24 protein-coding genes are annotated in these 19,720 nt (G+C 70.6%); 10 read left to right on the forward strand and 14 right to left on the reverse strand.

Annotated elements, in window-relative coordinates; all coding sequences use genetic code 11:
* Window positions 1–2: 2 nt before the first annotated feature.
* The 4 genes from F3S47_RS04705 to F3S47_RS04720 all read right to left on the reverse strand — a co-directional run bounded on the left by F3S47_RS04705 (window position 3) and on the right by F3S47_RS04720 (window position 4,134).
* Window positions 3–1,463: an efflux RND transporter periplasmic adaptor subunit gene (locus F3S47_RS04705; RefSeq protein ID WP_150444031.1), complete on the reverse strand. Its 1,461-nt coding sequence runs from the start codon at window positions 1,461–1,463 to the stop codon at window positions 3–5.
* Between the two features lie 616 nt (window positions 1,464–2,079).
* The gene (moaB, locus tag F3S47_RS04710) at window positions 2,080–2,610 is read right to left on the reverse strand and encodes a molybdenum cofactor biosynthesis protein B (RefSeq protein ID WP_150444032.1); all 531 of its coding nucleotides are present in this window, start codon (window positions 2,608–2,610) and stop codon (window positions 2,080–2,082) included.
* Window positions 2,607–3,200, reverse strand: a complete 594-nt coding sequence (locus F3S47_RS04715; protein WP_150444033.1) for a metallophosphoesterase family protein — start codon at window positions 3,198–3,200, stop codon at window positions 2,607–2,609. The genes moaB and F3S47_RS04715 overlap by 4 nt, the downstream gene beginning before the upstream one ends.
* A 121-nt stretch (window positions 3,201–3,321) precedes the next feature.
* Complete coding sequence (locus F3S47_RS04720; protein ID WP_150444034.1) at window positions 3,322–4,134, reverse strand: uracil-DNA glycosylase; 813 nt, start codon at window positions 4,132–4,134, stop codon at window positions 3,322–3,324.
* Window positions 4,135–4,251: 117 nt separating this feature from the next.
* Between F3S47_RS04720 and F3S47_RS04725 the strand changes: the two genes are divergently transcribed.
* From F3S47_RS04725 to F3S47_RS04755, 7 genes are all read left to right on the forward strand, one after another.
* Window positions 4,252–5,208, forward strand: coding sequence for an aspartate carbamoyltransferase catalytic subunit (locus F3S47_RS04725; protein ID WP_150444035.1), 957 nt, complete (start codon window positions 4,252–4,254; stop codon window positions 5,206–5,208).
* Window positions 5,209–5,271: 63 nt separating this feature from the next.
* A complete protein-coding gene (locus F3S47_RS04730) occupies window positions 5,272–5,793 on the forward strand; it encodes a hypothetical protein (protein ID WP_150444036.1) in 522 nt (173 codons plus the stop codon).
* On the forward strand, window positions 5,790–6,218 hold the full coding sequence (locus F3S47_RS04735; RefSeq protein WP_317978253.1) for a hypothetical protein: 429 nt from the start codon (window positions 5,790–5,792) through the stop codon (window positions 6,216–6,218). Before F3S47_RS04730 ends, F3S47_RS04735 begins: the two co-directional genes overlap by 4 nt.
* 77 nt (window positions 6,219–6,295) lie before the next feature.
* A complete protein-coding gene (gene pyrC, locus F3S47_RS04740) occupies window positions 6,296–7,555 on the forward strand; it encodes a dihydroorotase (RefSeq protein ID WP_150444037.1) in 1,260 nt (419 codons plus the stop codon).
* Complete coding sequence (locus tag F3S47_RS04745; protein WP_150444038.1) at window positions 7,552–7,986, forward strand: CPBP family glutamic-type intramembrane protease; 435 nt, start codon at window positions 7,552–7,554, stop codon at window positions 7,984–7,986. Before pyrC ends, F3S47_RS04745 begins: the two co-directional genes overlap by 4 nt.
* Window positions 7,979–8,596 carry a glycerol-3-phosphate 1-O-acyltransferase PlsY gene (gene plsY, locus F3S47_RS04750; RefSeq protein ID WP_317978254.1) on the forward strand — a complete coding sequence of 206 codons (618 nt, stop codon included), beginning with the start codon at window positions 7,979–7,981 and terminating at the stop codon, window positions 8,594–8,596. The genes F3S47_RS04745 and plsY overlap by 8 nt, the downstream gene beginning before the upstream one ends.
* Window positions 8,596–9,087 (forward strand): hypothetical protein, encoded by a 492-nt coding sequence (locus tag F3S47_RS04755; protein WP_150444039.1) that lies wholly within the window; start codon window positions 8,596–8,598, stop codon window positions 9,085–9,087. The genes plsY and F3S47_RS04755 overlap by 1 nt, the downstream gene beginning before the upstream one ends.
* On the opposite strand, the gene F3S47_RS04760 is transcribed toward F3S47_RS04755, so the two are convergent.
* Genes F3S47_RS04760 through mobA form a run of 3 tightly spaced genes read right to left on the reverse strand, consistent with a single transcriptional unit; the run spans window position 9,077 to window position 11,072 of the window.
* Window positions 9,077–9,661 (reverse strand): GNAT family N-acetyltransferase, encoded by a 585-nt coding sequence (locus F3S47_RS04760; RefSeq protein WP_150444040.1) that lies wholly within the window; start codon window positions 9,659–9,661, stop codon window positions 9,077–9,079. The two genes, F3S47_RS04755 and F3S47_RS04760, sit on opposite strands and share 11 nt — an antisense overlap.
* Complete coding sequence (locus F3S47_RS04765; RefSeq protein ID WP_150444041.1) at window positions 9,658–10,494, reverse strand: molybdopterin guanine dinucleotide synthesis; 837 nt, start codon at window positions 10,492–10,494, stop codon at window positions 9,658–9,660. The genes F3S47_RS04760 and F3S47_RS04765 overlap by 4 nt, the downstream gene beginning before the upstream one ends.
* On the reverse strand, window positions 10,491–11,072 hold the full coding sequence (gene mobA / locus F3S47_RS04770; RefSeq protein ID WP_150444227.1) for a molybdenum cofactor guanylyltransferase MobA: 582 nt from the start codon (window positions 11,070–11,072) through the stop codon (window positions 10,491–10,493). Before mobA ends, F3S47_RS04765 begins: the two co-directional genes overlap by 4 nt.
* Window positions 11,073–11,151: 79 nt before the next feature.
* Between mobA and F3S47_RS04775 the strand changes: the two genes are divergently transcribed.
* Window positions 11,152–11,847 (forward strand): AzlC family ABC transporter permease, encoded by a 696-nt coding sequence (locus tag F3S47_RS04775; protein WP_150444042.1) that lies wholly within the window; start codon window positions 11,152–11,154, stop codon window positions 11,845–11,847.
* Window positions 11,844–12,167 (forward strand): AzlD domain-containing protein, encoded by a 324-nt coding sequence (locus tag F3S47_RS04780; protein ID WP_150444043.1) that lies wholly within the window; start codon window positions 11,844–11,846, stop codon window positions 12,165–12,167. Before F3S47_RS04775 ends, F3S47_RS04780 begins: the two co-directional genes overlap by 4 nt.
* Here F3S47_RS04780 and F3S47_RS04785 read toward each other — a convergent pair.
* From F3S47_RS04785 to F3S47_RS04805, 5 genes are all read right to left on the reverse strand, one after another.
* Window positions 12,157–12,798: a hypothetical protein gene (locus F3S47_RS04785; protein ID WP_150444044.1), complete on the reverse strand. Its 642-nt coding sequence runs from the start codon at window positions 12,796–12,798 to the stop codon at window positions 12,157–12,159. The genes F3S47_RS04780 and F3S47_RS04785 overlap by 11 nt on opposite strands.
* A gap of 5 nt (window positions 12,799–12,803) precedes the next feature.
* A complete protein-coding gene (locus F3S47_RS04790; protein ID WP_150444045.1) occupies window positions 12,804–12,938 on the reverse strand; it encodes an aa3-type cytochrome c oxidase subunit IV in 135 nt (44 codons plus the stop codon).
* 72 nt (window positions 12,939–13,010) lie between these two features.
* Window positions 13,011–13,469: a DUF6173 family protein gene (locus tag F3S47_RS04795; protein WP_150444046.1), complete on the reverse strand. Its 459-nt coding sequence runs from the start codon at window positions 13,467–13,469 to the stop codon at window positions 13,011–13,013.
* A 60-nt stretch (window positions 13,470–13,529) separates the two neighbouring features.
* Window positions 13,530–14,567, reverse strand: a complete 1,038-nt coding sequence (locus F3S47_RS04800; protein ID WP_223877718.1) for an MBL fold metallo-hydrolase — start codon at window positions 14,565–14,567, stop codon at window positions 13,530–13,532.
* Window positions 14,564–16,261: an acyl-CoA dehydrogenase gene (locus tag F3S47_RS04805; protein ID WP_150444047.1), complete on the reverse strand. Its 1,698-nt coding sequence runs from the start codon at window positions 16,259–16,261 to the stop codon at window positions 14,564–14,566. The genes F3S47_RS04800 and F3S47_RS04805 overlap by 4 nt, the downstream gene beginning before the upstream one ends.
* Window positions 16,262–16,381: 120 nt before the next feature.
* On the opposite strand from F3S47_RS04805, the gene F3S47_RS04810 reads away from it, so the two are divergent.
* Entirely contained in the window at window positions 16,382–17,317 is a 936-nt protein-coding gene (locus tag F3S47_RS04810) for an L-threonylcarbamoyladenylate synthase (RefSeq protein ID WP_150444048.1), read from the forward strand.
* 122 nt (window positions 17,318–17,439) lie between these two features.
* On the opposite strand, the gene F3S47_RS04815 is transcribed toward F3S47_RS04810, so the two are convergent.
* Together F3S47_RS04815 and F3S47_RS04820 are read right to left on the reverse strand one after the other, a co-directional pair.
* Window positions 17,440–17,769 carry a hypothetical protein gene (locus tag F3S47_RS04815; RefSeq protein ID WP_150444049.1) on the reverse strand — a complete coding sequence of 110 codons (330 nt, stop codon included), beginning with the start codon at window positions 17,767–17,769 and terminating at the stop codon, window positions 17,440–17,442.
* Complete coding sequence (locus F3S47_RS04820; RefSeq protein ID WP_150444050.1) at window positions 17,756–19,672, reverse strand: OmpA family protein; 1,917 nt, start codon at window positions 19,670–19,672, stop codon at window positions 17,756–17,758. The genes F3S47_RS04815 and F3S47_RS04820 overlap by 14 nt, the downstream gene beginning before the upstream one ends.
* Window positions 19,673–19,720 lie beyond the last annotated feature (48 nt).

A 19,720-nucleotide genomic window follows, 5' to 3' on the forward strand; every position in this document is an offset into this window, starting at 1 on the left:
GGTCAGCTCCCCATCCGGGACTCGAGGCGGTCGACCATCTCGGCCGGAACCTCGTCCTGTTCCAGTTCCGACAGGATCCGCGTCTTGGCCTCGTCCGGCATCTCGGAGCCTTCGACGAAGGCGACGAGCCGGGCCTTGCGGTCGGGTTCCAGCCGGACCGTGGCGGGGGCCTCGGGCTGCACCGCCTCGCCGCCGGGCAGCAGCGGATTGACCTTGATGCCCTCTCCGAGAAGTGGCGACCGCTCGGCGACCACGAGTTCGCCGGCCAGGTCGGTCTCCGCCCGGACGATGACGTCGTCGCCCTGCCGGCGCAGGGTCTCGACCGGGGCGGATGCAAGACGCTCGCCCTCGCCCACGACCAGGACCGTGCCGTCCGCGGCGACGGCCGTTCCGGGCAGGCGGGCCACGCCCTCGAGCGGCGGCTCCTCGACGGAGAGCGTCACGAAGTCGCCGGGCCGGAAGCCCGGGGCCTCGTCCAGGCGTGCGAAGACGAGCCGGCCGGTCTGTCCTTCCGGAACGGCCGCGCTCACGCGGGAGAGGTGGCCGGTGGCGGTGAGGTCGAGACCCGAGACGTCGAGCGCCACCGTAACCGGCGCATCGCGGAGTCGGCCCTCCTCGTCGAGCAGCCGCGCGTACTGGGCGGTCGAAACCCGGAAGGAGACCTCGAGCCGGTCGGGGTCGATGAGCTGGGCCAGGAGCTCGTTGGCCGAGACGCGGCCGCCCTCGGTCACGGCCACCTCGGAGAGCGTCCCGGAGAAGGCCGCCGTGATCTCGGTGTCGGCCAGGGTGCGCTCGGCCTCCTCGACGTCGATCCCGGTCCGCGCGAGCTGGGTGCGGGCGCTGTCGATCCGCGCCTCGGCCTGGGCGATGGACTGGCGACGGGAGAGCACCGTGGCGCGGGCCGAGGAGGCGGCGAGTTCGGCGTCCTCGAGCGTCGCCGCCGTCGTCACGCCCCGCTCGGAAAGATCGCGCTGGCGGTCCAGAGCCTGCTCCCGAAGGGTCGCCTGCTGTTCGGCGGCGGCCAGTTCGTCGCGCGCCAGTTCGAGTGCACGCTCGGCGTCGCGCAGCTCCGCCTCGGCATCCTGCCGGTCCGCGCGCACGCGGGCGAGCGCCGCCTCGGCCTCGGTGGGATCGACGCGGATGAGCATCTCGCCCTCCTCGACCGAGCCGCCCTCGACGAAGTTCTCGGCCACCTCGATCACGGTCCCGCCGACGGAGGCGCGCAGGTCTAGGGTCCGCTGGCTGCGCAACTCGCCGAAGACCTCGAGCTCCGGCGTGACCTGCCCCGGCTCGAAGGGGATCACGTTGACGGAAACGACGCGCTCTCGCTGCGGGAAGCTGCGCGGCTCGGCGTTCATCCGTTGTTCCACGGCGTCGTAGACCGTCCGTCCCGCCAGCGCGAAGAGCGCAAGTGTAAGGGACAGAAGGAAAATGCCGACGAGGCTTCGGCGCAGGAATCTCATGGTCAGGCTCCCCGGGGGACGATCCGGATTAGGTAGGAAGGTCGCGCGAAAGTCCACAACCGGGGGCTTCAACGATCCGTCAGGCCGGTTCCGTCGCCGCCGGGTGCCGGTTTTCGCATCGCGGCGCGGGAGGGCCTTAGGCGGGACCGCCTCCGGCGGAGGTATTTTCGGCTAGATGAAGGAGCGTTCACCCCCTGTTAACGACCTCCTGCCAGGGTCGTGGGGCGGTACAGGCTGAGGAGCCGATGACCGTGCTAGGTGAAGCCCCGCCCCGCGGATTGTCTCCGGGGGGCGGGGTGGATACCCGCGCGGCACTCCACGGCAGGGGACCTGCCGACGTCTTGGCTCCATCGGCCGCAAGCGCCTCATATCGATAATACAGTGCATTACTCGGGCGTCAGGCCGGTCACCTGCACCTAGAGTTCCCATGCCTCTCGCCACGCGTCGTTAAGGTTAATCGGCGCGGACCAGGATGATCTCCCCACACCCAACCTCGAGGCTCCTCAGGACGGGCCGCGGCGCGCGCGACCGACCCACACTTCCGGGCTCCCATTCGCACGGGTCCCCTCCCCTTCATCTAGCCCCAAATACCTCAATGCGACCGCAGGGCTGGGCGCTACTTCCGCCTCTGATGCTCGTCCAGCCGGGGCATGATCTCGACGAAGTTGCAGGGCTTGTGCCGATAGTCGAACTGGGGCGCGAGGATCTCGTCCCAGGCGTCACGGCAGGCCGAGGGCGAGCCCGGGAGCGCGAAGAGGTAGGTCCCCCTCGCAACGCCGGCCGTGGCGCGGCTCTGGACCGCCGAGGTCCCGATCTTCTGCATCGAGACCACAGCGAAAATCGTGCCGAAGGCGTCGATCTCCTTCTCGTAGACGTCGCGGTGCGCCTCGACCGAGACGTCCCGGCCCGTCAGGCCCGTCCCGCCGGTCGAGATCGCGACGTCGATCTCCGGGCTTTCGCACCACTCGCGGAGCTTTCCGGCGATCGCCTCGCGGTCGTCGGGCAGGATTGCCCGTGCGGCGAGGAGATGGCCCGCGTCCTCCAATCGGGCGACGAGCGTATCGCCGGACCTGTCGTCTTCGGCCGTCCGTGTATCGGAGACCGTCAGGATCGCGATGCGAAGGGGGATGAAGCGACGCTCGCTCATTCTGTTTCGAACCAGTTCAGACCGGGGCCGAGGTTCGCCACGGTACAGGCGCCGATCGTGTCGCGGGCGCCCCAGTCGTCATGGATGTGACCGCAGAATAGGAAGCGCGGCGTCATCCGCTCGGCCGCTTCGCGCAGGGCGTCGGAGCCGATGTGGCCCTTTCCGGAGAGCCGGTCGCCCGCCCCCTTAGGCGGCGAATGCGACACGAGGATGTCCACCGCGTCGATCGGCGCGAGCAGCGCTTCGGCCTCGGCCTCGGTCATGTCGAAGCTGGACCAGGGCAGCGGCGGCAGGGGCGGGATGCCGCAGCCGATCCCGGCAATGGTCAGGCCGCCGAAGTCCGTCGTCTCGCCGTGCAGGACCGGGACGGAGGTTGCGGCGCGCAACGCGTCCAGCGTCTCGTTGTTGCCGCAGGTGAAGAGCGCCTTGCCGGCAATGGCCTCGAAGGGCGCGACAAACTCCTCGAGCCCGCGATGCTGGTTGGCGAAGTCGCCCGCGCCGATCACGAGGTCCGCGCCGGAGGCCGCCTCCAGGATCGCGTCGCGGGCGCCCGTGTCGAGGTGCAGGTCGGAGAAGGCAAGGATCTTCATGTGGGACTCTCAATTCGGTTCGGGCCGCAGGGCCCATCTCGGCGGGGGCGGGTCCCGGCCGCGTGATGGCCTCTCCGGGAGCCGCCGGTGGGCGCCGGTGGATCGGCCTGCGCCGGATCGATCACGGGGCCCCCTTCAGCCGGGCCTCGACGTCGAGGAGATCCGCCCAGGCCTCGCGCTTGGCCTGGGGCTGGCGCAGGAGGTAGGCGGGGTGGAACATCGGCAGGGCCGGGACGCCCAAGACCTCGGTCCACTGCCCGCGCAGCCGCGTGATGCCGGACTTCCCGAGCAACGCGTCGCAGGGCGTGTTGCCCATGAGAACCAAGACCTCGGGCGCGGCGAGGGCGATGTGCTTCTCGAGGAAAGGCAGGAACATCTGCACCTCGGCCCGCTCGGGGCGGCGATTCTCGGGCGGGCGCCAGGGCAGGAGGTTGGTGATGTAGACGGCGCTGTCCGGGGCGCCGTCCCGGGCAAGGCCGATGGCGCCGAGCATCCGGTCGAGCATTTGCCCGGCGCGGCCGACGAAGGGCTTGCCCTGGCGGTCCTCGTCTCGGCCGGGGGCCTCTCCCACGATCATGAGCCGTGCGCCGGGCTGGCCGTCGGCGAAGACGAAGCTGCGGGCCCCGGCCTTGAGCGCGCAGTGTTCGAAGGCCTGCATGGCGGCAGCGAGCTGGTGCAGGTCGGAGGCCGCTCCGGCGGCGGCACGGGCCTCGGCGACGGGGTCGGGCTCGGCCATCGGCGGGGGCGGCGCAAGCGGAGCGGCGGGAACGGCGGAGGGCTGCGCGGGGCCGGCCTCCGGTTGCGGCTGCGGCTCGGGCGGCGGCGCGAGGGCGTAACGGTCCACGGGCGCGTCGAGGATCGCCTCGTCCGCCCCGAGCTCGATCTGCCAGTCGAGCGCGGCCTTCGCCGCCCAGAAGCTCTGCGCCGATTCCATGGCGCGAGACTACCGGCGGAGGCCGGGAATGTGCAGGCGGAAATGGTGCGGGCATCGCGCCGCCTTGTCTTGACCCGGCCGGGCTTTCTATAAGCCCCCGAGCCGGAGGGACCGCCGATGACGTTCACGCAGAGCCATCTTCTGGGGATCGAGCCGCTGCACCCGGTGGAAATCACCGCCCTGCTCGACCTGGCCCAGGACTACGCCGAGGCCGCGCGCGCCGGGCGGCGGCGCTGGGACGCGCTGTCGGACATGACGCAGATCAACATGTTCTTCGAGGCCTCGACCCGCACCCAGTCGAGCTTCGAGCTCGCGGGCAAGCGGCTGGGCGCCGAGGTGATGTCGATGGCGATGCAGTCCTCCTCGCTGAAGAAGGGCGAGACGCTGATCGACACGGCGCTCACGCTCAACGCCATGCGGCCCGACCTGCTGGTGGTGCGGCATCCGAACTCGGGCGCGGTGGACCTGCTCGCGCAAAAAGTGACCTGCGCCGTGCTGAACGCGGGCGACGGGCGGCACGAGCACCCGACGCAGGCGCTGCTCGACGCACTGACGATCCGCCGGGCGAAGGGGCGGCTCCATCGGCTCACCGTCGCGATCTGCGGCGACATCGCCCATTCGCGGGTGGCGCGGTCGAACATCCTGCTGCTGGGCAAGATGGAGAACCGGGTGAGGCTCGTCGGCCCTCCCACCCTGATGCCGGCCGGCGTCTCGGACTTCGGGGTCGAGGTCGAGGACGACATGGAGCGGGGGCTCAAGGACGCCGACGTGGTGATGATGCTGCGGCTCCAGAAGGAGCGGATGGACGGCGGCTTCATCCCTTCCGAGCGAGAGTACTTCCACCGCTACGGGCTGGACGCCGCGAAGCTCGCCCATGCCAAGCCCGACGCCATCGTCATGCACCCCGGCCCGATGAACCGCGGGGTGGAGATCGACGGGACCATTGCCGACGACATCAACCGCTCGGTCATCCAGGAGCAGGTGGAGATGGGCGTCGCGGTGCGCATGGCCGCGATGGACCTGCTGGCCCGGAACCTGCGTGCCGCCCGTGCTCCGCAGGGCGTCATGGCCTAGGGTGCATCCGATCCGCCCCGACCTGCGTTGGACCGGCGACCGAAACCTGACCGGAGAGGCTCCATGACCACCATGACCGTCCCCGAGAACGAACACGGCCATGCCCGTGTCTTCGCCGTCGACCTGCGCGACGAGGAGGCCGAAGGCTTCCGCCAGAGGATCGGGGATGCGCTGGGCGCGGAGCCCGAGGAGGGGAAGTACGAGTACTTCCCCGTCTCCAACCTGGAGGGGCTGGGCCTCGCCGGGTATCTCGTCGAGGGGCTGGGCATGGAGGCGGACCAGGTCCGCGCCGATACCGGCCGACTCAACGCGATCAAGGGATACGTGCTGATCGTGCTGTCCTCGGGCGTGCGGGGCAAGACGCTCACGCCGGGCTCGCCGCTACGCTGGATCGGGACCTATTCGGAGCCCGTTCGCGTGGGCTCGATGGACAAGCTGCGCTCCGAGTCCGCCGCCGGACGGAGCGAGGAGAAGGAACCCGCACCACCGCCGAAGCGGAGCGATGCTGCGATGTCGGGGCGGATCGCCGTGGCCGCCATCGCCGTCCTACTTCTGCTGGTCCTCGTGATGATCCTCATCGCGTGACTGAGCTGACCCCGCAGACGCCCCTTGAGCCCGGCGAGAGGGTCATCGAGAGCTTCGCGCCGGACCGGCGGACCTACCTGCGCGACCATGCCTGGCTCGCCGTGCTGGCGATGGCGGGGGGCATGGCGGTGCTGTGGCTTCTGGGAAACCCGTACCTGTGGACAGGGGCGGTGGGCGGCCTCGCCGCCATCGCCCTGCGTGGCTGGTACCTTGCCTCCGAAGAGCTTTCGGCGCGCTGGGATCTGACCGACCGGCGGCTGCTGGGGCCGGGCGACCGCTCCGTTTCGCTCGACCGGATCGACAAGGTCCGGGTCATCGCCTCGGCCGTTCAGGTCATCTCGCTCGACGGCCGAAAGCATCTGATCCGATTTCTCCCGGACCCGCAGGCGGCGCGCCGGGCGATCGAAGCGGCAAGGCCGGGCTGACGCCACAATGCTTCCCGGCTGACATTGCCGCCGCGGGGAGGTAGGAGGCCCGGAAGCTTGAGAACGCGAGCCGACCCATGACCCTGATCGCCAATGCCCGCCTGATCGACCCTGAACGCGACGAGGTTCGCCATGGGGGTCTCCGGATCGAGGAGGGCAGGATATCGGCGGCCTGGGAGGGCGGCGAAATCCCCGAGGGCGCGATCGACTGTGCCGGGGCCTGCCTCGCGCCCGGGATCGTGGACCTCGGCGTGAAGGTCTCGGAACCCGGCGAGCGGCACAAGGAGAGCTTTCGCTCGGCCGGTCGCGCCGCGGCGGCGGGTGGCGTGACCACCATGGTCACCCGGCCCGACACCGATCCGCCTATCGATACGCCGGAGACGCTGGAGTTCGTCAGTCGTCGGGGTCAGGCGGACGCGGCGGTGCGGGTGCTGCCCATGGCGGCACTCACCAAGGGGCGGCAAGGCGGCGAGATGACCGAGATCGGGCTGTTGCTCGACGCGGGGGCGGCGGCCTTCACCGACTCCGCCGTGGTGCGAGACACCAAGGTCTATGCACGCGCGCTGGCCTATGCCCGGTCGCTGGGCGCGCTAGTCGTCGCCCATGCGCAGGAGCCCGGCCTCTCCGCCGGTGCCTGCGCGACCTCGGGCAAGTTCGCCTCGCTGCGTGGCCTACCCGCGGTCTCGGCCATGGCCGAGCGGATGGGCCTCGACCGGGAGATCGGCCTGTTGGAGATGACGGGCGGGCGGCTGCACATCGACCAGATCACGACCGCCCGCGCGCTGCCGCCGCTGGAGAGGGCCAAGCGCAACGGCTTCGACATCACGGCGGGGGTCAGCATCCACCACCTGACGCTCAACGAGTTCGACGTCGCGGACTATCGGACCTTCTTCAAGCTGGTCCCGCCCCTGAGGTCCGAGGACGACCGGAAGGCGGTGGTCGAGGCCGTGGCGTCGGGTCTCATCGATATCGTCTGCTCGATGCACACGCCGCAGGACGAAGAGAGCAAGCGGCTGCCCTACGAGGAGGCCGCGAGCGGTGCGGTCGGGCTGGAGACCTTCCTGCCGGCCGCGATGCGGCTCTTCCATTCGGGCGACCTGACGCTGCCGCAGATCTTCCGGGCGGTGTCGCTGGCGCCGTCGCGCCGGTTGGGACTGGAGACCGGGCGGATCGCCGAGGGGGCACCGGCGGACCTCGTGCTTTTCGACGACGGGGCGCCCTTCGTTCTCGACCGGTTCACGCTGCAGTCGAAATCCAAGAACACGCCCTTCGACGGGGCACGGATGCAGGGGCGCGTGCTCGGCACCTGGGTCGCGGGGAGGCGGGTGCATGGATGAGCGCGCGGGTCGAGACCGCCGCGGCGGCGCTGCTCTTCGCGGGCGTCGCGCTGCTGGTGCCGGGCGCGACGGGCGTCCTGGGAGCGTGGAGCCCGGATCCGGGCCGCTGGCCGAGGATGCTGGCCGCACTTGCCGTACCGGCGTTCGCGGAAGAGCTGGTGTTCCGGGGGCCGCTCCTGCGGTGGCGCTCGCGCGCCCTCGCGGCGGCGCTGCTCGCGGCCTACGTCGCTTGGCACCCCTTGGCAGCGGCGCTCTGGCGACCCGAGTTCGTGCCGCTGTTTACCTCCCCCGCCTTCCTGTTTCTGACGGCATTGCTCGGCGGGGTGGCCCTGACGCTCACGCTGAGGCATCGCAGACTCTGGCCGGCCGTGGTGCTGCACTGGCTGGCGGTCGCCGGATGGTTGCTGTTCTGGGGAGGTCCAAGTGTCTGAAGTGATCCCGGAAATCACCTCCGCCCCCGCGATCCTGCTTCTCTGGGCCGCGATCGGATACCTCGCAGGGTCGGTGCCCTTCGGCATCGTCTTCGCCTGGGTGTTCCGGCTGGGCGACCTGCGCCAGATCGGCTCGGGCAACATCGGGGCGACCAACGTCCTGCGGACGGGCAACAGGCTGGCGGCCCTGCTGACCCTCGTCATGGACAGCGGCAAGGGGGCCTTCGTCACGCTTGCGGCCCTCGGGGCGGCGGGCTGGGACGCGGCGCAGGTCGCGGCGCTCTTCTCGTTCCTCGGACACTGTTTCCCGGTCTGGCTGCGTTTCCGGGGCGGCAAGGGAGTGGCGACCTTCCTCGGCATCCTGATCGCGCTTTCGCCGGCGACGGGGGCCGCGGCCTGCGCCACCTGGCTCGTGGCGGCGGGCCTGACGCGGTACTCATCGGCGGGCGCGCTGGCGGCGGCGGTCCTCGCGCCGATCTGGGCGATCACGATGGCGCGCGGAGACTTGCTCATGCTTCTCGTCGCGCTGGCGTTCCTCGTTCTGTGGCGGCATCAGGGGAACATCACCCGCCTCATGGCGGGCACGGAACCCCGAATCGGCCGGAAGTGATGCGTCGCCTCGCCTGTCTTGTTGCCAGCCTGCCCTTCACCGCCTCCCCCGCCCTCGCCCAGAGCGAACGGACGGCGGCTATCCTGGCCGAGGCTGAACGGCAGTGCCAGGAGATCGACGCCGGCGGCCTGACGGTGGAGCCGGGGGCGATCACCCAGGCCGATCTGGACGGCGACGGCGCGGCGGACGACGAGGTCGTCAATTTCGCCGGGATCTTCTGCCAGTGGAACATGTCGCACTGGCACGGCACGGGCGGCGCGCCGATCCACTTCGTCATCGACGGACAACGTTCCGAGAGCTGGTGGGCGAATAGCTGGGCCCGCGTGCAGTTCGACGACATGCCGGTGATCCTGCTGTCGCGGCACGGGAGCCTCTGCGACAACTACGGCGCCTCGCCCTGCGTGCAGGCCATCGTTCCGACCGAGAACGGCTTCCAGGTCGTCGAGGACACCCGCTCTGAAGAGGCGACGCTGCGCGGCGCTAGCGAGTAAGCTTCCGTACCATCATGGTCGTCCGGCCAAGCCCGCAGAGCAGGCTGAGCGCCGGGCGGATACGTCTCGACACAGCCACGAAGCCGCGCTCCTCGTAGAGAGCGCGGGCCCGGTCGTTGCCGGCCGCGACCTCCAGCCGAAGGCTGCTCCGCCCGAGGGTGACGGCCTCGCGCGCCAGCGCCTCGATGAGGGCCGTGCCGATACCCCGTCCGCGCCAGGCGGGGTCGACGAAGATGCCGTCGACCATGAGCTCGTCCCGCGCCGCGGGCCGCTCCAGCATGCGGAGCGCCAGGGCGCGCCACGCGGCGCCGAGCGGGCCGTAGACCGCGACGAGGTCCTGGTAGTCCCCCGCGACCAACGAGCCGAAGGCGGACTGGAACCCCGCCACGCCGACGAGCGCGTCGCTGTCGTCGAAGACGCAGAGGGCGTGCTGTGGCGAGGCGGAGATCGCGATGAAGTCCAGGGCCCGCCGTTCCGGCCCGAGCACGCGGCCGAGCTTCGGGCCGAAGGCTCCCCAGTAGAGTTCGGCGAGCCGAGGTCTGTCGTCCGGCCCGAAGCCGCGGCGGACGATCACGCCAGGGCCTCCGCGAGCGCGCCTTCGTGCCCGAGGCCCAGGATCCAGCCCTCCTCATCCCGAGGGACATCGAGCATCTGCTCGAGCCTCCCGTCGGGCTGCGCCGCGAGGGCGCGGGCGAGGCAGGAGACCTGCGCGCGGTCTCGGATCGTCTCGTCCGGGTTCGCCCGGGCAATCGCCTTCGCGATCAGAGAGGGCCAGACCTCGACCAGCGCGACGGGCCGGTCGAGCGGTTCGAAGGGCCAGACCGCGATCCGACCGGGGAAGCGGGTCCGCAGTCGCTCCAGGACCGGGAGGCCCATCAGGACCTGGCTGCCCACCGCCCCTGTATAGGCGAGCTGCCAGACCTCGAAGGCCCCGGGGGCCAGACGTTCCGCCTCGCGGCGGGGCTGTTTCCACCGGCAGGTCCGATCGGAGCCACGCCGAGGCAGATCGGGTATCTCGCGCTTCAGGCCATTGCCCCAGAAGGGGCCGATGCCCGGGAAAATACGGTTGAGCGAGGCCGCGACATCGAAGCGGTTGTTCTGCTTCGGCGCGTCCTCGATACGCTCTTCCAGCCAGGACCAGAGCGCCAGCGGATCGTCACGCCCGGTGATTGCCCGGGCGAAACCGGCGGGGTAGCCGAAGGCGAAATCGAAGCAGAGCATGAGTCTGCGGTCCGTTGTGAGCGCGGCCTCGATGCGCTCGGTGAGCCAGCTCTCGGCCAGGGCGCGGTTGCGGCAGTAGACCGGCTCTTCGCCGGCAGCCCCGATCCAGATCGCGTCGGCCTCGGGCCGTGGCCCGGTGTCGTTCCCTGCGGACCAGTCGACCACGACGATCTCGTCCCAGCTCACGCGGCCCCCTCCTCGGCGAGGGCTTCCGCCCGGGCGAGATCCTCGGGCGTGTTCACGTTGAAGAAGGCGCGGTCGTCGTCGAACTCGGCGCGCGCTGCGCCTGCGGCATCGGCGAAAGCCATCAGCCGCCGGTCCCCCGCATCGAGCCTCTCCCGAAGCAGAGGGGCCAGTGCAACCGCCCAGAGTCCGCAGGTCGGATGATCCCGGCCACCCGAATGAGCGATGGCGACGGGGCCGGCCCGTCTCAGGCGCGGGACCAGGTCGGCGGGCAGGAACGGCGTGTCGGCGGGGGCCGTGACGAGGGCGTCGGCCCCCTGCCCGCGCGCCCAGTCGAGCCCCGCGAGGACCCCGGCCAGCGGACCGCGGTCCGGTGTCTCGTCGGGCATAACGGGAAGGCCCAAATCGGCGAACCGCTCGGGCGCCCCGTTGGCGGAGAGGGCGAGCCCGGCGACCTGCGGCTCCAGCCGCTGGATCACCCGCACCAGAAGGCTCACGCCGGAGATCTCGAGCCGGCCCTTGTCGCCGCCGCCCATCCGGCGGGCTGTCCCGCCCGCGAGGATCACTCCCGAGATCTGCATGTCCGCCATGCGATTGCCATTCCTCCGCGGCGGGACTAGGCCGACGCAAAGAGCCTAATCGAGCCGGGTGACCGCGACCATGCCGAAATCCGAAGCGCTGCGCGGCCTGCGGGACGCGGCGCCCTTCCTCATCGTGATCGCGCCTTTCGGGATGCTCTTCGGGGTGGTGGCGACCGAGGCCGGGCTGCCGATCGCGCAGACCATGGCGATGACCATGCTGGTGATCGCGGGCGCGTCGCAGTTCACCGCCCTTCAGTTGATGACCGACGGGGCGGGTGTCTTCCTCGCGCTGGCTGGCGCTCTCGCGGTCAACCTGCGGATGGCGATGTATTCCGCGGCGCTCGCACCGCACCTCGGGCCAGCGCCGTTCTGGCAACGGGCGCTCTGCGGCTATTTCAACTTCGACCAGTCCTATGCCCTGTCGGTCGCGCGCTACGAGGCGCAGCCGGCGCTGCCGCTGCCATCTAAGGTCGCCTACTTCCTCGGGGTGGCCCTGCCGATCGCGACGCTCTGGACGGGCATGACCCTCTTCGGGGCGCTGGTCGGAGGCCGTATCCCGGAGGCCTTCGCCCTCGACTTCGCCCTGCCGATCACCTTCATCTCGCTCATCGCGCCGATGCTGAAGACGCTGGCCCATGTCGCCGCGGCGCTGACCTCAGTCGTGCTGGCGCTGGCACTGGCATGGCTGCCCTCGGGCTTCGGCCTCCTGATCGCGGCGGCCTGCGCGATGGTCGCGGGCGCGGTGGTCGAGACACTCATGGTGCGACCGGCATGACAACGGCGGAAGTCTGGCTCCTCATCGCGCTGCTCGGCGTCGGTACATTCGCGATCCGGCTGTCTTTCCTCGGCCTGATTGGCGGGAGGGAACTTCCGCCCTGGGTCCTGCGGCTGCTGCGCTACACGCCGGTCGCGGTCATTCCAGGGATGGTCGCGCCGCTCGTGCTCTGGCCCGACGCGACCGGTGGAGAGCCGGATCCGGCCCGCCTCGCGGCCGCGGGTGCGACGCTTCTGGCAGGGCTCTGGACGAAGAACGTCCTGATCGCGATCGGGACCGGGGCGGCGGTACTCTACGCCGGGATCTGGCTTACCGGCTAGCGTCGCTCAGCCGGAAGTCCTCGGCGGCCGCCGTCTTGTCGTCGCTGTCGTTCTCCCGGTACTCCCGAGAGGAGACGCGCGGACGGCGGGCTAACTGGTCGGAAAGTCGATCGGGCCAGAGCGTCACGTTGATGTCGCCGAACCCGGGAACAGCCTTGAGGATGCGCGAGGTGGCGGTGGTGCACTGTGCCTTGGGCACCGCGCCGTAGGACAGCGCGTTGCGCAGCGCGACTTCGGCCTGCTGCGCGTCAACGGGAAGATCCTGCCGCAGGACGTAATAGCTCTGCCGCGCGTGGTAGCGGGCGTAAAAATCCTCGATCTCCGGCGTGATGCCGAAGTGGACGTCATTGTTCTCGGGCACGAGGTAGCCCCAGGGCTGCTCCGCCACGTCGCCGCCGAAGGTGCCCGCGGGATCGAAGATCACGCGCTGGCTGGCGTTGATCATCAGGCCCGTGTGCATGCCGTTGCCGTTGCTGACGTTCTTCATGGTGAAGAGCGACAGCATGGGAGGCCCGGGATGCACGTAGGCCCGGCTGTCCAGCACGCTCTGCGGCGTCGACACCGGTTCCGCCGCGCCGCAGGCGCTGAGTCCGAGCGCCGAGGCGCCGAGAAGGAAGACGCGGCGATCCATGTGTCCTACGCGTTCAGCAGCGCGAGGAAGATCAGAGACACGATGATGATGATGCCGCCACGGGTCACCATCTTCACGAAGCCCTCGAAGGTCTTCTCCTGGTCCTCGATGTTCATGTCGCCGTGCTTGTGCTCTGCCATGTGCCTGTTCCTGAATGGGCGTCCGGCGGTGGGATAGACGATGCGCGCGCCCGTGTCACCCACACGAAAACGTCACTCTGTCGCAGCCCCCTCCTCGAGCTCGCGCGCGAGCCGGAAGCCGATGCGGACCGCCTCCGGCCGGTCCACCTTCTTGGGAAGGGCGCGGAGCAGGACGTTCAACTGGGCGACGTGCTGCACCACCTGCGTCCGCGCGCCCGACGGATCGGAGCCGTAGAAGGTCACGATGTCGGGGTCGAAATAGCCGAGCCCCTCGATCCGGATGATGCCGGCATCGCCGCCGGTGAATCCCATCGCGACCTCTTGCTCGGCGTCGAGCCCCTTTTCGAAATTGCGGATGTAGACGATGAGCCGCTCGTAGGCCCAGCGCGCCGCGCTCTTTCCCCGGGCCGCTTCCGTAAGCGCCCTGGGAACCTCGATCTCGCTCTGGCCGGGGGCGGTATGGACTTCGCGGACCTGCGGCAGGACGGCGCGCTCCTCGAACTCGGCGGTGGTGTGAATCTCGTCTTCCATCATCCGGGGTAGCGTAGACGCGGACCCGTCCGCGTCAATCGGACCCGCGGAATGCCGCCGCTAGCGAACGGCCCGGAACCGCCAGACGTCGCCGTCCTTTTCGCGCGTGGCGCGGCCCGCGTGCCAGAGGTGGAGGCAATGGGCATAGGCCTCCCCCAGCGCGAGACCGTATTCCCCGCCCGACACCTCGCGCCGGAAGAGCGGCAGGAAGCATTCGCCGGCCGCGCGGGGCTCGGAGAGGTGGGCCTCCAGCCTGCCGAGCGCGGCGTGGTGGTTTTCTTCCATCTGCCGAAGACGGTCGGTCAGGCCGCGATAGGGCAGCTTGTGTCCGGGCAGCACGAGCTGCGACTCCGTCGCATGGCCCGCGAACCGCCGACAGGACTCGATCCAGTCGGACACCGGATCCGCCTCCGGCTCGGTGGCATAGACGCTGAGGTTCGGAGAGATTCCCGGCAGGAACTGGTCGCCGCCGATCACCAGCGGCGTATCCCTGTCCCATAGCGTGACATGATCGGGCGCGTGGCCGCCGCCCAGACGCACGTCCCAGCGCCGGCCGCCGATCTCGACGCACTCTCCCTCTTCCAAGCGGCGTAAGCCGAGCGGTAGGGGCGCGACGATGTCGGCGAAGTTGAACGGACGATCCTCGACCCTCGCGGCGTAGACCTCCTCCGACATGCCCGCGCCCCGGTAGAAGGCGAGCGTCTCCTCGGGCCAACTCTCCTGTTCGTCGAGCACGAGCATCCGGGCCATGAGGTAGGCCGTGCGCGAGCTCCAGAGCCGCGCGCCGCGCTCCGCGAACCATCCGGCCAGGCCCACGTGGTCGGGGTGGTGATGGGTGACGAGCACCCTAAGCACCGGCCTGCCGCCCAGCGGCGCGGCCAGCAGCCGTTCCCAGATCGCGCGGCTGCGCCCGCTGTCCATCCCGGTATCGACGATGGTCCAGCCGTCGCCCTCGTCCAGGGCATAGACGTTGACGTGGTCGAGCTTCATCGGAAGCGGCAGCCGCATCCAGAGGATACCCTCGGCCACCTCGATGGCTTCGCCATCACCGGGCGGTGTCTCCCAGGGGAATGTCAGCCCTGTCGGTCCGTCCTTCACGCCGCCAGCTCGCCCGCCTCGAGCGCAAGGACCGCCGCGCCCTCCGAGACGCCTGCCAGCAGCGAGGCATGCTCGGGGAGGATGGTCCGGATGTAGAACTCGGCCAGCCGCAGCCGCGCGGCATCGCCGTGAACGGCGGCGGCCAGGTGGGCGTGCCCGCCCAGCACGAGTGCGAAAGCCCGCAGGTAGGGCACGGCGACCGCGAAGCGCGCCTCGAGGTCGGCGGCCACCAGGGCCTCGGTCGCCTCCCGCAGGGTCTCCGCGGCCTCGTAGACGGCATGGGCGAGATCCGGCGCGCTGGACTTGGCGGCCTCGGCCCCCTCGCAGATCTCGTCGGTCAGAGCGAAGGCCGCCTCGCCCCCGTCCTTCATCTTGCGGCCCACGAGGTCCATCGCCTGAATACCGTTCGTGCCCTCGTAGATGGCGGTGACCCGCACGTCCCGCAGGAACTGCGCGGCGCCGGTCTCCTCGACGAAGCCCATGCCGCCATGCACCTGGATGCCCGTGTCGGCGGCCGCGATCCCGGTCTCGGTCCCGAAGGCCTTGGCGATGGGCGTGAGCAGGGCGGCACGCGCCGCCTGCGCCGCGCTGCCCGTGGCGGTCTCCATGTCGATGGCGCCCGCACACATCAGAGCGATGGCCCGCGCGGCAAAGGTCTCGGCGCGCATGGTCGCGAGCATCCGCTTCACGTCGGCATGTTCGACGATGGCGCCCGTCCCGGCGGCCTTGCCCTGCTTGCGGTCCCGCGCCCAGGCCGCGGCCTGCTGGAAGGCCGCCTCGGCGACGCCGATCCCCTGCGTGCCGACGCCGAGGCGCGCGTTGTTCATCATGGTGAACATCGCCGCCATGCCGCCGTTCTCCCGGCCGACGAGCCAGCCGGTCGCGCCCTCGTACTCCATCACCGCCGTCGGCGAGCCGTGCAGGCCGAGCTTGTGCTCCAGGCTCACGACCTTCAGCGTGTTCCGCTCGCCCGGCCGGCCCTCCGCATCGGGCAGGTACTTCGGCACCACGAAGAGCGAAATGCCCTTGGTCCCCTCCGGCGCACCGGGAAGGCGCGCCAGGACGAGATGGCAGACGTTCTCGGCGAAGTCCGTATCGCCCCAGGTTATGTAGATCTTCTGACCGGTCACCGCGTAGGTCCCGTCGCCCCTAGGCTCGGCGCGAGTGCGCAGCGCGCCCACGTCCGAGCCGGCCTGCGGTTCGGTCAGGTTCATCGTGCCGGACCACTCGCCCGACACCAGCTTCGGCAGGTAGAGCGCCTTGATCTCGTCGCTGGCATGGGCCTCCAGCGCCTCGATCTGGCCCTGCGACATGAGCGGAGCGAGCTGCAGGGCGAGGCAGGCACCCGACATCATGTCGTTGACCGCGGTGGTGAGCAGCATCGGAAGGCCGAGGCCGCCATGCTCGGGAGAGGCAGAGATGCCGATCCAGCCGCCCTCGGAGATCGCGCGCCATCCGTCACCGAAACCTTCAGGGGTGCGGACCACGCCGTTCTCGAGCCGGGCCGGGTCGGCGTCGCCCTTGCGGTTCAGCGGCGCCAGCACCTCGTCGCACATGCGCGCCGCCTCGGTAAGGATCGCGTCGACCATGTCCGGCGTCGCTTCGGCGAACCGCTCGGTCCCCGCAACGCGGTCGAGGCCGGCGACATGCTCCAGCAGGAAGCGAAGCTCGGATACGGGGGCGGCATAGGTCATGAAAATCAACTCCGGGGGCCACGCGGCTTGGCAGCGCCCGCGCGGAGCGGTATCCGGGCCGGGCGCGGTGCCCACAGGGTGATCCGCTGCCCCGGCCCGCCGCAACCGAAACGCCACGTCATGACCCTGCGCCTTGCTCCCGACGATGCCGGCCTCGCCCGCGCCGCCGCCCTGCTGGCCGAGGGCCGGACCGTCGCCTTCCCCACGGAGACGGTCTACGGGCTCGGGGCCGACGCGCGCTCGGACGCCGCGGTGGCCGGGATCTTCGCCGCCAAGGACCGGCCCCGGTTCAACCCACTCATTGTCCACCTGCCCGACGCCGAGGCCGTCGGGACCCTCTGCGAGCTGCCGCCCGGGGCCGAGAGGCTTGCCCGGTTCTGGCCCGGCGCCCTGACCCTCGTCCTGCCGCTCAGGGAGGGGGCGCCGGTCTCGCCGCTCGTCACTGCCGGACTGCCGACGCTCGCGGTGCGCGTCCCGGACCACCCCGTCGCCCGGGCCCTGCTCGCGGCCTTCGGCGGGCCGGTCGCCGCGCCCTCGGCGAACCCCTCGGGACGGCTGAGCCCGACCACGGCGGACCATGTCCTGGCCGGGCTGGAGGGCCGCATCAGCGCCGTGCTCGACGGTGGAGCCTGCGGCGTCGGCGTGGAATCCACCATCGTCTCGCTGGCCGGAGCCCCCGCCCTCCTGCGGGCTGGCGGTCTGCCGGCGGAGCGGATCGAGGAGGCCCTGGGGCAGCCGTTGACGCGTCCGGCGCAGGGCGAGACGCCGACCGCTCCGGGGCAGCTGGCGTCGCACTACGCCCCGGCGGGCCGGGTCCGGCTGGGCATCGAGACGCCCGAACGGGGCGAGACTCACCTGGGCTTCGGTGCGATCCGGGGCGATCTCTCCCTCTCGGAGAGCGGCGACCTGACCGAGGCCGCGGCGCGGCTCTTCGCCGCGCTGCACGAGATCGACAGGAGCGGCGCCGAGCGGATCGCGGTCGCCCCGATCCCCGACCACGGCCTGGGCGCCGCCATCAACGACCGCCTGAGACGCGCCGCGGCGCCGAGGGGCTGACCCTCCCCTTCATCTAGCCCCAAATACCTCTCGCACGCGCCGCGCTGTCGGGCCCGCAGGGCATCCGGGCACCCCATGGGACGGCGGGCGGGGCGTCGCCGGAGGCGAGCGCCGTCCCGGCATCAGGCGCCGACGTTGTAGCGTTCGATGTAGGCGCGCAGCTCTTCGGCCTCGTGCCGGGCCTCGCGCAGGCCGTCCATGGCCGCGCGCAGCTCGGCTTCGGTCTGGTGGAGCTGATTGGTCATCTCCGCTTCGCGCTGCTGGAGATAGGTGATCGCCTGGTCGCGGGTCTCCTCGGCTTCGTGGAGCGCCTGGGCCATGCGGTCGAGTTCCCCGATGTCGGCCTTGGTGACCCGGGTGAACCGGTTGATGAGCCAGGACGCGAACCAGCCGAGACAGAAGGCCACGAAAAGGATCGCGGCGGTCGCGATTATGAATTCAGTCCTGTTCATCGTCCCCGTCGTTCCCGTCCCCGTCGGTCTCCGCACTCTCGGAAACCTCTGCCGTCGGCTCGGTCTCCTCGTCCCCGGCCGCGGCGTCCTCCGCCTCGGGGTCGATCAGGCTGAACTCGATGCGGCGGTTGGCCTCGCGGCCCTCTTCCGTCTCATTATCCGCAATCGGGTTCTCTTCGCCATAGCCGACCGCGCGGAACGAGCCAACGGGCACGCGGCGCTCGCGCAGCCCGCGGAGCACCGACTCGGCGCGGTCCTGGCTGAGGCGCTGGTTCATCTCCTCGCGGCCCTGGCTGTCGGTGTAGCCCGCGACCTCGACCTGCAGGTCGGCGCAGCGGCGCAGGATCTCGGCGATGTCGTCCATCACCGATTGCGCCTCGCCGGTGATGTCGGCGCTACCCGGCTCGAAGGTGATCTTGCGGCCGTCCGTGACCGTGGTGATCTGCTGCAGGCACTCTTCCGGCGTCGGCAGGGCGGCGATCGGGTCGAGGCTTTCCTCGTAGCGCACCTGAACCTCGAATTCCGCCTCGGGTCCGAGCTTCTCCACCAGGAGCTGCGAGATCTCCGTCTGCGCCTGCTGCCGGCCCGACACGCCGCTCACGGAAAAGCTCTCGGGCCGAACGAGAACGGACCCGTTCTCGAGCACCGAAAGCGCCTCGATCGCGGCCAGGACCCGTACGGACCAGCCCTGCGGCACCTCCTCGGAGATGCGGGTGCCCATGGAGATCTCGGCGCTACCGAAGCTCGCCTTGGCGTAGTTCTCGGCCGTCGTGTTCATCAGCGCGTCCGCAACGCGCCCGCGCAGCTGGACGAGACCCTCCGGGCTCAGGGTCGCGGTGAACTCCGCGACTTCGTCCTCGGTCTCGTCCGGCGGCTCGGGCAGGACGGCTTCGAGCGCGAAGAGCTCCGGCAGATCATTTCCGAGTTCACCGACGACCCGGTCGAACATGGCCTGCTCCGTGCCGACCGGGGCGACGAGGGTGACGTCGGCATCGGTCAGCGTGACGGTTCCTCCGCCGAGTTCTCCGACGGCGGCGATCCCCTGGGCGACGGCCTCGCCCCAGGTGCGCGAGGGCACGCCGAGCCCGACGGGGCAGACGATGCTGCCCTCGAAGCCGGCCTCGCGCGCCGCCCGCGAGATGCGGCGGGAGGTTTCCTCGGAGTCGGCGGCACAGGCCTCGAAGCGCGCGCCGTCCTCGTCGATGACGAAGCGGGTGATGAAGGGCGTGATGACCGGTCGGGGCGCGGAGACGTCGAGCGCCAGCCTCACAGGATCGGGCCGGCGCTGGACAAGCTGGGACTCCAGCCGGCGCTTCGCCTCGGGGCTGTCGGTCATGGCGACGATGGCGACACGTCCGGCCGTCACCGACACCTTGGAGCGCGGCAGGTCCGCGAGGGACGAGATCGCGAAATCGAGCGCGGGCCGCCAGGACTCAGGCGCCGCGTGATCGGCGCTCTCCAGCAGGTCGGTCACGGTGATCCCGCCCGACAGCTGGGAGATCCGGTCGGCCATGGCCTCGCGGTCGGTCGTCTCGGGCACCAGCCCGATCAGCGTCACCCCACCGTCGTTCCGTAGAATCTCGATCGCGAACTCCGGCGGTGCGATCCCGTCCGGGTCGGCCACGGACATGTTGTCGATGACCCGGCTGGCATCCACCTGGGTCCCCGCGACGGTGATCGCGCGGAAGCGGACCGCCTCGGAGGGCGCCTCGCCCTCGAGGATGATCTGCAGCCCGTCGCCCAGCACGCTGGTCCAGCTCATGCCCTCGTCGGTCAGCGCCTCTCGGACGGCGGTGACCGAGCGGTCCTCCACCACGCCGACCGCGGCGCGCGCGCCCACGACGGACAGAAGCGCCGCGAGGGCGAAGACGGCGAGGGGCGGGAGGATGGCAGAGAGGCGCATGATCGGCCTGGGAGTCGTTTCGGGTCGCGCCTGATTAGTCGCGGCTGG

The sequence above is a fragment of the Histidinibacterium aquaticum genome (genome assembly GCF_008710275.1).
Taxonomy (GTDB): Bacteria; Pseudomonadota; Alphaproteobacteria; order Rhodobacterales; family Rhodobacteraceae; genus Oceanicola; species Oceanicola aquaticus.